General features: G+C 63.1%; 12 protein-coding genes. 10 read left to right on the top strand and 2 right to left on the bottom strand.

Annotated features, from left to right (window positions below; all coding sequences use genetic code 11):
• Positions 1-53: 53 nt before the first annotated feature.
• On the bottom strand, positions 54-257 hold the full coding sequence (locus ACS7SF_RS22520) for a cold-shock protein (RefSeq protein ID WP_199028067.1): 204 nt from the start codon (positions 255-257) through the stop codon (positions 54-56).
• Positions 258-670: 413 nt separating this feature from the next.
• On the opposite strand from ACS7SF_RS22520, the gene ACS7SF_RS22515 reads away from it, so the two are divergent.
• From ACS7SF_RS22515 to ACS7SF_RS22485, 7 genes are all read left to right on the top strand, one after another.
• Positions 671-1339, top strand: coding sequence for an AAA family ATPase (locus ACS7SF_RS22515; RefSeq protein ID WP_439894339.1), 669 nt, complete (start codon positions 671-673; stop codon positions 1337-1339).
• On the top strand, positions 1336-2343 hold the full coding sequence (locus ACS7SF_RS22510) for a ParB/RepB/Spo0J family partition protein (protein ID WP_439894338.1): 1008 nt from the start codon (positions 1336-1338) through the stop codon (positions 2341-2343). Before ACS7SF_RS22515 ends, ACS7SF_RS22510 begins: the two co-directional genes overlap by 4 nt.
• Positions 2344-2635: 292 nt before the next feature.
• On the top strand, positions 2636-3472 hold the full coding sequence (locus ACS7SF_RS22505) for a DNA-binding protein (RefSeq protein ID WP_439894337.1): 837 nt from the start codon (positions 2636-2638) through the stop codon (positions 3470-3472).
• Positions 3473-3721: 249 nt separating this feature from the next.
• A complete protein-coding gene (gene galU, locus ACS7SF_RS22500) occupies positions 3722-4669 on the top strand; it encodes a UTP--glucose-1-phosphate uridylyltransferase GalU (protein ID WP_439894336.1) in 948 nt (315 codons plus the stop codon).
• A 258-nt stretch (positions 4670-4927) separates the two neighbouring features.
• Entirely contained in the window at positions 4928-6280 is a 1353-nt protein-coding gene (locus ACS7SF_RS22495) for an MFS transporter (RefSeq protein WP_439894335.1), read from the top strand.
• Between the two features lie 14 nt (positions 6281-6294).
• Positions 6295-8229 carry a sensor histidine kinase gene (locus ACS7SF_RS22490; RefSeq protein WP_439894334.1) on the top strand — a complete coding sequence of 645 codons (1935 nt, stop codon included), beginning with the start codon at positions 6295-6297 and terminating at the stop codon, positions 8227-8229.
• Positions 8222-9583, top strand: coding sequence for a sigma-54-dependent transcriptional regulator (locus tag ACS7SF_RS22485; RefSeq protein ID WP_439894333.1), 1362 nt, complete (start codon positions 8222-8224; stop codon positions 9581-9583). The genes ACS7SF_RS22490 and ACS7SF_RS22485 overlap by 8 nt, the downstream gene beginning before the upstream one ends.
• Here ACS7SF_RS22485 and ACS7SF_RS22480 read toward each other — a convergent pair.
• Entirely contained in the window at positions 9580-10380 is an 801-nt protein-coding gene (locus tag ACS7SF_RS22480; protein WP_439894332.1) for a YhfC family intramembrane metalloprotease, read from the bottom strand. The two genes, ACS7SF_RS22485 and ACS7SF_RS22480, sit on opposite strands and share 4 nt — an antisense overlap.
• 117 nt (positions 10381-10497) lie before the next feature.
• On the opposite strand from ACS7SF_RS22480, the gene ACS7SF_RS22475 reads away from it, so the two are divergent.
• The 3 genes from ACS7SF_RS22475 to ACS7SF_RS22465 all read left to right on the top strand — a co-directional run bounded on the left by ACS7SF_RS22475 (position 10498) and on the right by ACS7SF_RS22465 (position 15324).
• Positions 10498-10938, top strand: a complete 441-nt coding sequence (locus ACS7SF_RS22475) for a surface-adhesin E family protein (protein ID WP_439894331.1) — start codon at positions 10498-10500, stop codon at positions 10936-10938.
• Between the two features lie 113 nt (positions 10939-11051).
• The gene (locus ACS7SF_RS22470; protein WP_439894330.1) at positions 11052-13733 is read left to right on the top strand and encodes a diguanylate cyclase domain-containing protein; all 2682 of its coding nucleotides are present in this window, start codon (positions 11052-11054) and stop codon (positions 13731-13733) included.
• A 430-nt stretch (positions 13734-14163) separates the two neighbouring features.
• Positions 14164-15324 carry an ABC transporter substrate-binding protein gene (locus ACS7SF_RS22465; protein WP_439894329.1) on the top strand — a complete coding sequence of 387 codons (1161 nt, stop codon included), beginning with the start codon at positions 14164-14166 and terminating at the stop codon, positions 15322-15324.
• The last annotated feature ends 82 nt before the right edge of the window (positions 15325-15406 follow it).

Raw genomic sequence — 15406 nt, 5'->3', positions numbered from 1 at the left:
AAAGGGGAGCCGAAGCTCCCCTTTTTCATGTTGAGCGTGTCAGCTCAACATGCTTATTCCGGCTTGATGCCGGAGGCTTGCAGACCCTTCGGGCCTTGCTTCACCTCGAAGGTGACCTTCTGGCCGTCCTTCAGGGTCTTGAAGCCCGAACCCTGAATTTCGGAGAAGTGCGCGAACAGATCTGCGCCGCCGCCGTCCGGAGTGATGAAGCCGAAGCCTTTGGTTTCGTTAAACCATTTGACAGTACCCGTGGCCATGCAAAAATTCCTTTAAAAAACAAAAAACACGTCGTCCAGCCGATCCGGACATCGCACGAAGAGTCCGGCTGATTCCGAATCCTGCGTAGACAAAGTCTTCAGACGACTGTCTAAGCATCATAACCAGTTTGGGACACAGTGTCGATGGGCGGCATTTTTTTGAAATGTCGCTTTTATGCATCCACTGGTAAACACCTAGCAGTTGTGTTGACGGCGGTCAGAACGCGGGAAGTTATGCGTTAAAGATCGCATTTAGATCTCAATTTAAGTGTGCTGAACGCGCCCCAATTTCTAACGGATACAGGCCTGCACTCCTCTGTATTTGTATAAATTGAATTCTATCGATCTTGTGTTTCTAAGCTATCTTCCCTAAGATTGCGCTACTGACTTTCAGCGCTGAAAGTGGAGGACCAGTGAGCGCCAAGATCGTAACGGTATTCAACCAGAAAGGCGGCTGCGGCAAGACCACAGTCAGCATGCACATTGCCGGAACCCTCGGTCTACGAGGAAACAAGACCTTGCTGGTCGATATGGACGAGCAAGGTACGGCAACCCGATGGGCCGCTCAAGCTCCGGAGGAGAAGCCGTTCCCAGCCTCGGTGATTGGCTTGGCCCCTTCCGGTGGCGCCATGCACCGGGAAGTCCGTAAATTTGTGGGGGACTACGACTACATCGTGGTCGACTGCCCACCTGCCGTGCACTCTCCGTCATCTTCCAGCGCCCTGTTGATCTCGGATATTGCTCTGATTCCCGTAGTGCCTTCGCCGCCGGATCTGTGGGCTGCTGTTGCCGCGAAGGCGCTTGCTCAGCAGGCTCAAGTCACCAATGAAACGTTGCGGATTCGAGTGCTTGCGAACATGGTCCAGCGGCGAGTCTCGCTCGCCAAGCAGGCCATCGAAATCCTTGGCGATGACGGTGACATTCCGTTGATGGATTCCATGATTGGTTCGCGGTCGGCGTTTCGGGAGTGTCAGGCGATTGGCGCGACCGTGCACGGGGTACCGGGAGCGCGCGAAGCAGTGAGTGAAGTCGACTTCATGGTCGACGAGTTGTTGCAGTTGTTGCAGGAGGAACGTGTATGAGCGCGAAGTTGAAATCGCTCAAGGATGGGATGCTCGCTGGCATCGCGGCAGAAAAAACAAAGGCGACCCCTGTCGATCGGTTTGCGTTGGCGGAACAGGCCATTACGTCGCACCCTCGTGGTTTGCTTGGGCAACCTGCTGCCCCAACTTTCAGCGCTGAAACTGCAGCGCCGGCGAATACGTCTGAGCGGCGTGTCGTCAAGATTCCGTTGGACCGGCTGCAAGAAAATCCGCTGAACGCACGGCGCATCTATGATCCACAGACCGTGCAGGAGCGCGCGGCGTCCATTGCCACCCATGGCCAGCAGACGCCTGGTCTTGCGGCGCCTGATCCGGCCAGGCCGGGCTGGTACGTTCTGATCGATGGCCACTATCGCAAGCGGGCGCTGGCAGCTGCCGGCAAGGCCGAGATGGAATGCTTCATTGAAGACGGCCTATCGGACATCGATTTCTACCGCTTGTCGTTTGTGCTTAACGAGCAGCGCTCCGGACAGTCGGTACTCGACAACGCGATCGCCTGGCGCCAGTTGTTGGACGAGGGAAAAGTTAAAAAAGAAGAAGATATTTGTGAGATTACGGGTGTATCCGCTGGCACCGTCAACAAGACGTTGGCGTTGCTGAAGCTGCCGGAGTCAGTGCTCGATGTCATGAAAGAGCGGCCAGCTGGCATCGGCATCGCAACCGGCTACGAGTTGACGCTGTACTTCAAGAGTGCGGGCGAAGACCGGACGCGCGAACTGGTACATCGGGTGTTGGAAGAGGGCTTATCGAGCCGCGATGTCGAGCAGATCCGGAAAGTCGCCCAGGAAGGGCGTACTCGCAAGGTCAAGGAAGTCAGCCGCCAGTACAAGATCCGCAGCAGCGAAGGTGATCTTCTCGGCACAATCAAGGAGTGGGATTCCGGTCGAGTCATGCTGGATGTCAAGCTGGTGGATCGTGCCGCTCGGGAGTCTTTGGTCGAGGCGCTGAAAAGCCGCTTTGGTTTGGACGTTGCCTTGCTATAGCGACTTCGCCTCCCCCTACCGCTACAAACGCCCCTTTTCAGGGGCGTTTTTCTTTGCCTGGCAGCCGATGTCTGACTCACTTCGCCCTTCCCCGTACCCGTTTCTGCGCTGGCGGACCGCTGTAGGTGGGCAAAAAGGGGAGGCCGCCAATAACGTTCCGGACAGTAAATCGGTCCAAAACGCTCCTCCAACTATATCAGGTCGATAATAAAATAATGATCGTAAATATGAGTACATTGATGTTTTTAACCCTTCATGTACACTATATGGACATCATCAAGGAGCGTATTTCATGGCCCGACCGGGTCTTCAGTTCTCCACTGAGCAGCAGCAGCGGATTGTTGAGGCGGTCCGTCGGCTTGATGTCACGTTTCCGCACGACAACGCGGTCTTCCTGGATGAACTGATCGACGCAGTCCAGGCTGTGACACGCCGCGTCTATGGCGCTCGACGGTACGTGCAGTGGTTGGCAGACGCGGGTGTAGAGCGGCGGCCCAGCAATACGACAATCCAAAAGGCCGTGGATCGAGCCCGCAGGCGAGGCGAGACAGGAGCCGTGGGCACGCCGGAGGCGGTTGAGCCTTGGCCGATCCCGTGGGCGCCCGCAGAAACGGGTACGCTTCGGCCCGCGATGGACCAAGCAGCGCGCGAGGAACGGGACCGTGTGGCGTCGCGCGCGATTGGCGCACCCGGCGCCGGTGCGGAATGGATGGAGGCGCGCATCCGTGCAGAAGTGGCGGAACGCGCGCTGGAGCATGAAGCGGCGCGTAACCGACAATTGCAGGCTGCGATGGCTGATCTGGAGCGACGCCTCGGCGAAGCGCTTGCCACGGCGCCGGTCATCTCGCCCAGGCTGACGGACACTACCCTTGAGCGGATTGAACAGACGATTGAGACGGTGTCGCGCCTGGAGGGCGCTGCCAGCGCATTGGCTGGCACCGAGCGTTTTTTGCGCTTGCAGAACGACGCGGTGCGGCAGCAGACCCAAAACGAAGCTGATCAGCTGCGCCAGCGTATCCGCACGCTGGAGGCGGAAGTCACGCAATTACGCGCACAGATCGATGCCTATCGGCGCGCGCCGGAGCGCGCTGCGCCCGTGTCGCGAGGCTGGGTCAAGCCCTCGCCCTGATGCACTGTTAGCGTGCGCTTACTGGTTTGGTGTACCGCGGAGCGTCGATGGCGCACACGCAGAATTGGGTACGCTTTGCCAACTTTCGGCGCTGAAAGTTGAGGTGGCGGACTTGCAACCGGTTGTAGAAACGGCGTGATCTGCCACTTGACCGTCCCCCGCCACGCCATAGCACGGCGCCTCAACCAACGTGCTGACCCCCAGGCATATGACTTGCTCAGGACGCTACGTCTCACCGATGGAGTTGTCATGAACCAGAAGATCACCAAGGCCGTGTTTCCCGTGGCGGGGCTCGGTACACGCTTTCTCCCCGCCACCAAGGCCAGCCCGAAAGAGATGTTGCCGATCGTCGACAAACCGCTGATCCAGTATGCGGTGGAGGAAGCGGCCGCGGCGGGTATCACCGAGATGATCTTTATTACGGGTCGCGCCAAACGGGCCATCGAAGACCACTTCGATAAGGCGTACGAGCTGGAAAGCGAACTGGCCGCCAAGAACAAGCAGGCGTTGCTCGACATGGTCCAGTCGATTAAGCCACCGGGTGTTGAATGCTTTTACGTGCGCCAACCCGAGACGCTGGGCCTGGGTCACGCAGTGTTGTGTGCGCAGAAATTGGTACGCGACGAGCCGTTTGCCGTGATCCTAGCGGACGATCTGCTGGACCACGAACCGCCCGTCATGCAGCAGATGGCCGAGCTGTATGACCACTACCGTTGCTCCATCGTGGGGGTCGAGACGATTGCGCCGCAGGCGACGCGTTCTTACGGCGTGGTGGCCGGCCGCGAGTGGGATGACCGCCTGGTCAAACTCGATGGCATTGTGGAAAAGCCTGCGCCCGAGAAAGCGCCATCCAACCTGGGGGTGGTCGGACGCTACATTCTTACGCCACGCATCTTTGACCATCTGCGTAACCTGACGCCAGGCGCTGGCGGCGAGCTGCAATTGACCGACGCCATTCAGAGCTTGCTGGCCGAAGAGCAAATTCTGGCCTATCGCTATCGCGGGCAGCGGTTCGACTGCGGCAGCAAGTTTGGCTATCTGCAGGCAACCGTTGAATTTGCACTGCGCCATCCGGAAGTACGTGCTGACTTTGAGGCGTATCTGTATGACCGTCTGGGCCTGCCGGTTTCTCAGGAAACGCCAGCCGACCTGGACCGGCTCGTGCGCGACGCCATCCCGCTGGGTGTGGCTGCCTGACGTTCATTGACGATTGCACTGGATTGGCCGTGCGGGTTTTCGCACAGCGCGCCCGGCCGATTCTGGAAAACCACACACCTCCGTTGTTTCCCGCCGATTTGGCCATTCCCCGCAAAGCCTTCTGCTAAAAGCCTTTGCGGGAATTCGCCATGCCGGTCTCCCACATGGAATGCTTCTTGAGTAATAGCCGCCACCCATAAACCGGTGGACAGGCCGCACGCTGCGCGCACTGCCGCCGCAACGCTTCAAGGAGACACCATGACTCAGCCTCAGGCTGGCGCGGTCACGGGCGCGCATGTGCCCACACACTCGCCCACTCACGCCCCCGCTAAAGACACCCCGGCAGACGTTCGCCGTCGTCTGCGTTCTATCTTCTCCGGTTCGGTTGGCAACCTGGTCGAGTGGTACGACTGGTATGTGTATTCCGCCTTTGCGCTGTACTTTGCCAAGTCGTTCTTCCCCAAGGGTGACCAGACTGCACAACTGCTAAACACCGCTGCCGTGTTTGCGGTCGGCTTCCTGGCGCGACCGGTCGGCGGCTGGCTGATGGGCATCTATGCCGATCGCTATGGCCGCAAGCGCGCGTTGTTTTTCTCGGTGGTGCTGATGTGCATGGGGTCGCTCATCATCGCGCTCACGCCCAGCTACGCGACCATCGGCGTGGCGGCGCCCGTGCTGCTGGTGCTGGCGCGCCTGCTGCAAGGGCTGTCGGTCGGTGGGGAGTACGGTACGTCCGCCACCTATCTGAGCGAGGTCGCCAACAAGGAAAACCGCGGTTTCTTCTCCAGCTTCCAATACGTCACGCTCATCGCCGGGCAACTGGTGGCGCTGGCGTTGTTGATCGTGCTGCAGCAGTTCGTACTGACGCATGAGCAACTGGAAGCCTGGGGCTGGCGCATTCCGTTCTTTATCGGTGCGCTGTGTGCGCTGATTGCGATGCGCATGCGCTCGCACATGGAAGAAACGCAATCCTTTACCGCCGCGAAGGCGAACAAGAAGCGCGGCACGCTGGCTGAACTCGCCAAGCATCCGCGCGCCGTGGCCACCGTGGTGGGCCTGACGCTGGGCGGCACGGTCGCGTTCTACACGTACTCGATCTACATGCAGAAGTTCCTGGCCAACACGGTGGGCCTGTCGAAGGACCAGGCGACGCTGGTGTCGGGCGCGACGCTGCTGCTGTTCGCGATCCTGCAGCCGATCGTGGGCGGCTTGTCCGACCGCATCGGCCGTCGCCCGATCCTCATTGCGTTTGGCGTGCTGGGTACGCTGTTCACGGTGCCCATCATGACCGGTATCAGCCAGACGACCAATGTGTGGACGGCCTTCTTCCTGATCATGGCCGCGCTGGTGATCGTCTCCGGCTACACGTCGATCAACGCCGTGGTGAAGGCCGAGTTGTTCCCGGCGGAAGTGCGTGCGTTGGGCGTCGGCCTGCCGTATGCGCTCACGGTGTCGATCTTTGGCGGCACGGCGGAGTACATCGCGCTGTGGCTCAAGCAAGCCGGCCATGAATCGCTGTTCTACTGGTATGTGACGGGCACCGTCTTCATTTCTCTGATGGTGTATGTGTTCATGCGCGATACTCGCGAGCATTCCCGCATTGAACACTGACGAAACACGGATCCATGTCGCCATCCGACGGCCACGCCGACCTTGCCCCCCTCGCGCATTCGGCGCGCGGACGTGGCTGGCGCGTGGTCGTGGCGCTCGCCATGGCGGCGTGCTGTGCAGCAGCAGGATGGGGCGCCTATGCCATCGCCCTGCAGCGCTACGTTGCTACGCGCGCTGAAGAAGCCGGCCAGCGCACCACCTTCTACGCACAGAACCTACGCAGCACGCTGGCGCGGTATGAATCGCTGCCGAGGCTGGCGGCGTTGGAACATGTGCTGCACGTCGCGCTGCAAGCGAATCCCCAGGCCGGCGATGCCGTCACCCGTCGCGCGGCCAATGCCTATCTGAAAGAAGTCCAGGCAGCAACCGATCTGGCCGCCGCCCACCTGATCAATACGTCCGGCCTGACGATCGCGGCCAGCAACTGGGATCTGCCGACCTCGTTCGTCGGCCAGAACTACGCGTTCCGCCCGTACTTTGTCGAGGCCATGCGCGAAGGGCTCGGCCGTTTCTACGGCGTCGGCAATACCACGGGTGAGACGGGCTACTTCGTGGCCGCTCCGGTTCGCGAAGACAACAAGGCCATCGGCGTGGTGGTCGTGAAGGTCAACCTCGATGCGTTCGAGGCCACGCTGTCACGCAGCGGCGACACGGTGCTGCTGGTCGATCGCCATGGCGTGATCTTCCTGAGCTCGGTGCCCGCGTGGAAATACCGCACGCTCGGCACGTTGAGTCCCGAGCAGCAATCCGCCCTCGATGCGACGCGCCAATACGCCCCGCACCTCCTCACGCCGCTCGGCATGGACGATGGAAACGCCGGGAGCGTACCCTTTTCTGCGGACCACCCGCCAGAGACCGTACGCGTGGCACTGCCTGGAAAATCGGCCTCGACCCTGCGTGTGCAGTACCGTCCGGTGGGCTTGCTAGGCTGGCAAGTTGCCGTGCTGATCGACCCGCGCGACGAGCAGCGCACCGCCCTTGTGGCCGGTGCCAGCGCCGCGTTTGCGATGGCGCTGGCTTTTGCCGTGCTCGTGGCGTTGCGCCTGCGTACCCGCCGTCGCGAAGAACAACGCCGCGCTCGCGATGCGCTGCGCGAAGTTCAGCGCGATCTGGAGGCGCGCATCGCCCAGCGCACTGCTGAGTTGACCTCCGCCAACACCGCGCTCGCCGGCAAGGTGGAAGCGCTCGATGCTGCGCAACGCATCCTGCGCGAAACGCGCGACGCTGCCGTGCAGGCCGGCAAGCTTGCCGTGCTCGGCCAGATGGCCGCCGGCATCACGCACGAACTAAACCAACCGCTCACCGCGCTGACCACGCTGTCCGACAACGCCAACCAGCTCGCCGAGCGTGGCCGCATCGACGAGGTGCGCGGCAACCTCACGCACATCAGCCAACTTGCCGAGCGCATGGGCCGCATCGTCTCGCACATCAAGGCGTTCTCGCGCAAGGGCGATGCTGCACGCGCGGCCGTCTCGGTGGACGAGGCCATCCGCCAGGCGCTGATGCTGGTGGAAACGCGCCGTCGCCAAGTGGGTGTGACTGTGACAGCGCCGCCGGGGCCAGCGGATCTCGCTGTCTGGGCCAACGCCGTGCGGCTGGAGCAGGTGCTCGTCAATCTGATCCGCAATGCCATTGACGCCACCGCCGAGGCGCCAAAACGCGAATCCGCCACCGTACATGTGGATGTGGGCGTCGAGCCCATCGAGAATTGGGTACGCATCACCGTGCGCGACTTCGGCACGGGCATTCCTGCTGATGTGCTGCCGCGCTTGTTCGAGCCATTCTTCACCACCAAGGACGACGGCCTGGGGCTGGGCCTCGGGCTGGCGATTTCGTTGGCGATCATCGAGGACTTTGGTGGCCGGCTCATCGGCCGCAACGCACAGGACGGCGCTGGCGGCGCAGAATTCGTCATCGAACTGGAACGCGCCCTCAAACCGCATGCCTGAAAACGTTTCTCCCGACCTCGCCGCCCTGGATCACGCGCCGGTCTTCCTGATCGAAGACGACGACGTGGTGCGCCTGGGCTGCGAGCAAGCGCTCACGCTGGCGGATGTGCCGGTGCAGTCCTTTGCCGATGCGGAAAGCGCACTGGCTGCGCTCGCTACACAAACGCCCGCCGTGGTCGTGACCGATGTGCGCCTGCCCGGCCGCGACGGCTTGGCGGTGCTGCGCGAGATGCTGCAGCACGATCGCCAGTTGCCCGTCATCCTCATCACCGGTCATGGCGATGTGACGATGGCTGTGGCCGCCATGCGTGCCGGCGCCTACGACTTCATGGAGAAGCCGTTTCACTCCGAGCGCTTGGTCAACGTGGTGCGGCGCGCGCTGGAAAAGCGCCGGCTCACTTCCGAAAACTTGCGACTGCGAGAGGCCCTGCAAGGCCGGCAGGCGTACCCGCTGATCGGCCAGAGCGCGGGCATGCAGAACGTGCGCCGGCTCGTCGCTGCGCTGGCGCCCACCGATGCCGACATCCTCGTCATTGGCGAGACCGGCTCGGGCAAGGAGGTGCTCGCGCGGGCCATTCACGAAGGCAGCCGGCGGCGCGGGCCGTTCGTGGCACTCAATTGCGCCGCGTTGCCGGAATCCGTGTTCGAGAGCGAAATGTTTGGCCACGAGTCGGGCGCTTTCACGGGCGCCAACCGCCGCCGCATCGGCAAGATGGAATACGCCGATGGCGGCACGCTGTTCCTCGACGAGATCGAATCGATGCCGCTGGCGCTGCAGGCGAAGCTGCTGCGTGCACTGCAGGAGCGCAGTATCGAACGGTTGGGCAGCAACACGAGCGTACCGGTCAATTGCCGAATCGTGGCGGCCGCCAAGGTGGACTTGAAAGAAGCGTCCGACCATGGCCAGTTCCGCGCGGACCTGTATTACCGGCTGAACGTCGTATCGATTGCTTTGCCGCCGTTGCGCCAGCGTGCCGAAGACATCCCGCTGTTGATGGCGTACTTCCTGCAGCAGGCCGCCGTGCGCTACGAGCGTGCCGCGCCCGATTGGTCGGCGCAGGACATGATGCGCTGGCAGCACCACGACTGGCCCGGCAACGTGCGCGAGTTGAAGAACGTGGCGGAGCGCTTCTGCCTGGGCCTGGACGATGGCCTGGTCGCCTCCGAAGCGAGCCAGCACTCACTGGCCGGCCGCATGATGGCCGTCGAGCGCACCACCATTGAAGAAGCGCTGCGCGCGACCGAAGGCAACGTCGCCCGCGCGGCCGACCTGCTGGCCGTGCCGCGCAAGACGCTGTACGACAAGCTCAACCGGCACGGCATCGAGCCGGAGCGCTTCCGCGCCAATCACTAACGCAGCGAGGATTCACCGATCTTCCTGCCGCCCTGCGGCGGCCAGCACGTGGCCGCCAGCAATACCGCGATCACGGCATAGATCGCTTCGGTCACCGCCAGCGGCATCACATGCACTTGGTACAGCGCGGCGGGCAGATCGGCCAGCGCATGCAGCAGCACGGCCAGCACCACCAAGGTAAATCGCCGCTGGCGTACCGCGTGCCAGACCACCAGCGTCAGCGTGAACTGCACCAGCATCGCGGCGATGCGCTCGACCACTGCGCCGGTCGCCAGCCACGGGGACAGCTGCGCGAGCATCGCGTGGATCGTGCCAGTCATGGCTTCGGCGCCGCTGGCGGCTAGGCGTGCATCCAGTTCGCCTCGGTTGGCGGCCACGCCAAACATCACCATCTGCAGTTGCGATGTCGCGCCAATCAGCCACGCCTCGATGCCGGCGTGCCCCAGCGCGTAAGCCACTGGCGTGGCGGCATCCGCGGGCTTGCGTGTGAGAAAGCGCAAGCCCAGCCAGCGGCCCGCCTCCTCAAACAATCCCGCCATCAGCGCGCCATAGACGACGAACAGCGCGGGCGCGCGCAGCCATTGCGCTGTCACCGGATTGACCTGCAGCAGATACAGATGCAGTGCGCGTTCCAGCACCAGCGCAAACACGATGAACACCGCCGCACCCACGCCGATGTCGCGCCACGTCAGCGTAAAGCGCCGGCGCAGCCACAGCCAGGCGGCGATCGGGGTACAGGCGATCAGCAGGGCAGCAAGCGCGTGGGCGGTCAGAGCAGATACGGAAACCGTTGGCATGGGTGAGTGAGATGGTGGTCAGATCGCCCGCATGCTACCCGAGGCGCCCGGGCGCGCGTCTTGCGAACCGGTTGTTACAATGCAGCCCAGCGGCAGCAAGGTGCCGCGATTCTTGACATGGCAAGGCGGACGGTCGTGAAACGCATGATGTGGCGGTGGATCTGGGTGTGTGGCGTCAGCATGGGTGCCCTGGGTATGGCTGCACCTGCCCACGCCGCGCGCTGGCACGAATACCTCACCACCACGACGGTGTCGGCGTCCATCGATCGCACCTCGCTGCGCTCCAGCCACACCGGCCACAAGACTTTTCTCGCCCGCACTGTGCTCAAGCGCGGCGAGCGCCGTGCCCATGGTGCGCGTTATCGCCCGGGCACGACGATCCTCTCTCGCCAGGAAATCGATTGCCGCCGCCAGCGCATCCGTCTGGTCGACTACGTGGTGCGCGGCCCGGACGGCACCACCCTCGATACCGACACCGCTGCGGGCGCGCACTGGATGCGTATCCGCCCGGGGACCCTGGCGGCACGCTCGGCTGCCTACGTCTGCGCGCGTCGCTAGGCGATCACCCCGCGTGCGCCCGGCTCGACAAGGAGCGCCGGGCAGCGCACTATGGCAAGTGCTTCTAATACTGCTGGCCAGCCACGAGGGCGGCGGCGCCAGCTTACCGTTCGATGAAACTCACCCTGAAGTCGCAGGCGGCGATCATGGCGACCGTCATCAGCGTGACGCTGGTGAGTCTGTTCGGCTGGTCGCAGCGCGAGCCGATCCGCCGCGAGATGATGGCGCAGATCCAGTCGCAGCAGACTGCGCTGGTGAAGGAGTCCGCGGCCGATCTGAAGCAGCGGCTCGATACCTACCTGGGCGTGCTGGAACGCACGGCCCGGCAGATGCGCACCGTGCAGTTCGATACGCCGGAACAGGAAGCGGCGTTCTATCAGTCCATCGAGCCGACCAGTGGTCTGTTTGACGGGGTGTTCCTTGCCACCGCGCAGGGCAAGGTGACGGCCACGTCCACGCACCGCCCAGGTGTTGTGGGCGTCAACATTACGGACCGGGATTACTTCAAGGCCGTCATGGTGGTGGATCAGCCCACCATCTCCGCGCCGTTGCGTAATCGCGTGGGGGGCGAACCCATCATCATTATGGCCGCGCCGGTGCATGACAACGACGGACATCTGGTCGGATTGATCGGCGCCACGCTGCTCTTGCTCAAGCCCAACTTTCTTGGCGTGTTGCGCGATATGGGTATCGGGCATACGGGGCACTTCTATCTGGTGGCCCGTGGGGCGAACCCGGTCTTTATCGTGCACCCCGACGCCGACAAGGTGCTCGCCCCGCTGGATGCGGATTCGGCTATCGCCGCAGCGTTCCGGGCGGACCCGGCCACGCCGCCGCAACCCGGGGCCGACGTTGTCGCCACGCAGGACGTCATCGCCACGGGCTGGACGCTGGGCGCCGTGCTGCCCGGCGCCGAGGCTAATCGGCAGCTCTTTGCCATGCATCAGCGCTTTCGGTTGTCGCTGTTGGTGCTGGCTGTCTTGATCGGTGTATCGGTGTGGGCGGCGATGCTGTGGCTGCTGCGTCCGCTGGCGCGTCTGCACGCCGCCATGACGCAACTCTCCAGCACCGACCTGCGCGATGCACCGCCGCTTGCGCTGGAAGATGCCTCGGTCGAAATCGAAGCGGTGTCCACCGCATTCCATAAGCTGATGGGCGAGGTGGCGCGCCAGCGTGCCGAGCTGGAGGCCGTGAACGATGCCTCGCCGCTGGGCCTGTTCCGTGCCGACACCGTAGGCCGCATCGTCTACGCCAACGAGGCCTACCGCCGGTTGCTGGGGGTGACGCACGAAGAGACGCTGGCGCAGGCGTGGCTCGCCCGTCAGCATCCGCATGACCGCGATGCCGCCCTGGCGGGCTGGCGCGATGCCATCCTGCACGGTACCGCCTACAGCGCCGAGCAGCGCGTGGTGGTGCCCGGCATTGGCGAACGTCTGGTGGTGGTCAACACGGCACCGGTGCGCGTGAATGGCAAGGTCATGGGCCACGTTGGCGCCATCGAAGACATCACCGTGCGTGCGCGTGCGCAGCAGGCATCCCGCATGCTGACCAAGATCCTCGATTCCACCACCGACTTCGTCGCGCAGACCGACGTACACGGCAACCTCACCTACATGAACCCGGCCGGCCGCCGCTTTGCCGGCATCGCGCCGGATGCGGATATCCGTGGGATGACCGTCGCCGATTTCTATCCGCACGAAACGATGGACTGGCTGCGCGAAGTGGCCGTGCCTGCCGCCGTGCGCGACGGCGTGTGGATTGGCGAGACCACAGTACGCGGCGCGCAAGGCCAGGTGGTGCCGATCAATCACATGCTGATCGCGCACCGTGACCCGGCCGGGCGCATGGAGTACTTCTCGTCCATCATGCGCGACATCGCACTGGATCGCGCCGCCAAGGAGGCCTTGCAGCGCAGTCGCGAAACGCTGCAGACCGTGACCGACGCCATGCCTGCGCTGGTTGCCTTTATCGATACCAACGAGCGCTTCCGCTTCCTGAATGCCGCGTACGAAAAGGCCTATGGCGAACCCACTGCGGCCATGCTCGGCAAGACCGTGGGCGAGGTCGTGGGCGACGAGGATTACCACCTCGTGCGCGACGCGCTGCACCGCGCCCTGGCTGGCGAGACCGTCGTCTTCGAGCAGGAGCACCGCAACCGCGACACGTACCGCTGCGAAGAGATCAACTACCTGCCGCAGTTCGACGCGCAGGGTCATGTGGCGGGCGTGCATTCGGTCACGCTCGACATTACCGAGCGCAAGAAACAGGAGTTGCGCCTGCGCGCGCTGACCACCACGGACCATCTGACAGGCCTGCTCAATCGCGCGGGTTTTGAAGAGCGTCTGACCGCCGCCCTGAGCCAGGCGCGTGCCGAGAACGCCATCGGTGCGCTGCTCCTGATTGACCTCGACGGTTTCAAGATCGTCAACGATACGTATGGCCATGCCGTGGGCGATGTGCTGCTGCGCACGTTCGGGCAACGTCTGGCGCGCGCCGTGCGCCCGTATGACGGCGTCGCCCGTTTTGGTGGCGATGAGTTTTCCGTGATCCTGGAGCGCTTGCCGTTGCCGGACGACGCGAAGTCGGTAGCCGCCAATATTCTTCATGTGTGCAACAGGCCGTTTCGGCTGGGCGAGGCGACCGTGCAGATCGGGGCCAGCATCGGCATTGCTGGTTTCGACGCCAACACGCTGGCCCAAAGCGTGGTGTTTGAAGCCGCCGATGAGGCGTTGTATGAAGCTAAGTCGCGCGGCAAGGGTCTGTTTGTCAGCGCCGATGAGCTCTCCACCGGCTGATTCCGTGCCGTCGTCAGTCACGCAGAATTGGGTACGCTTTGCTCAAAAGCGGTACCCCCAGCACGCCGATGCTGCGACGCAATATCGGCCCCCCAGGCCGGGCGGCGGACAATTCCCTATCGCACGGTCGTACGCTTTCCGGTAAAGTCCCGCGACTGACTGCGCGCGCCGGCCACCCTGGCGCGTTGCACGAGCGCGCTGTACCCACGGCGCCTTCGCTTCACTCTCCGACGCAACTTTCCGCTGCACCAGCCTGATCCGGCATCGTGCATCGGTGGGGTTTGCCGATGTCTGCCTGTCCATGTCGACAGAGCAGTCCACGGCAAACGAGCGGCCGGACGCGATGCAGGGCGCATGGGGGAGCGACGGTGTTGGGCCAACGCACTCTTCGGAACATCGCATCGCGACGGATAACAAGGAGCAGGTTCACATGCAAAAGACGATCAAACAGCTGCTGTTGACGGCAGTGGCTGCGGGGGCGGCAATCACAACGGGCGCGTCGTTCGCGGCCCAGGACATCAAGATTGGCGTGGCCGAAGCACTGTCGGGCGGTGCAGCCCAGTACGGCGTGGCCATCCGCAATGGCTTCCAGCTGGCGGCGGACGAGATCAACGCCGCCGGCGGCATCAACGGCAGCAAGATCGCGCTGGTGATCGAAGACGAGCAAGGCAAGAAGGAAGAGGCCATCAACGTCTTCAAGAAGCTGATCTTCCAGGACAAGGTGGCGATGGTGTTCGGCCCCACGCTGTCCAACTCGGCCCAGGCGGCTGACCCGATCGCGCAAGCGGCCAAGACGGTCGCGTTCGGCACCTCCAACACGGCAGATGGCATCACCAGCATCGGCGACTACGTCTTCCGCAACTCCGTGACCGAAGCCGACGTGCTGCCGGCCACCATCCAGACCGTTGTGAAGAAGGCCGGCGTGAAGAAGGTTGCCGTGCTGTACGGCAATGACGACGTCTTCACCAAGAGCGGCTACGACAACTTCAAGAAGGCGCTCGAAGACCTGAAGATTCCGGTGACGACCACCGAAACCTTTGCCAAGGGCGATGTGGACTTCAAGGCCCAGCTCACCAAGATCAAGGCGACGAATCCGGATGCGATCGTGCTGTCGGCACTGATTGCCGAGGGCGGTCCGATCATGGTGCAGGCGCGCCAGCTTGGCTTGAACGTGCCGATCATCGGCGGCAACGGCATGAACTCGGTCAAGGTCTTCGACCTGGCCAAGGACAAGTCCGACAACCTGTGGGTGGGCAGCCCGTGGTCGATCGAGAACCACACGGCCGAGAACAGCAAGTTCATCACCGCCTACACGTCCAAGTACAAGGCGGCGCCGGACCAGTTTGCAGCGCAGGCGTATGACGCCCTGTACATCGCATCCAAGGCACTGAAGGCGGTCAAGTTCAGCGGCAACCTGGAAGCCGATCGCAAGGCCATCCGCGATGCGCTGCCGGCGGTCAAGCACACGGGTGCAACCGGTGCGTTTGCGTTCCGCCAGGTGACGGCACGCGGCAAGCCGGCTGGCTATGACGCTGTGCAGACGCCGATCGTGAGCGTGACCAAGTCGGGCAAGTACACGATCGAAAAGTAATCTTCGGTTCTCGCACAGACCGAAACGCGGGGCGTAGCTAAACCTACGCCCCATCGCTTTTTTGCGGTCGCTTTGGTGACAT

This window comes from Ralstonia sp. 25C (assembly GCF_051904805.1).
Lineage (GTDB): Bacteria > Pseudomonadota > Gammaproteobacteria > Burkholderiales > Burkholderiaceae > Ralstonia.
The sequence above is the reverse complement of the archived record's forward strand: the minus strand, read 5'-3'. Positions and strand labels throughout refer to the sequence as shown.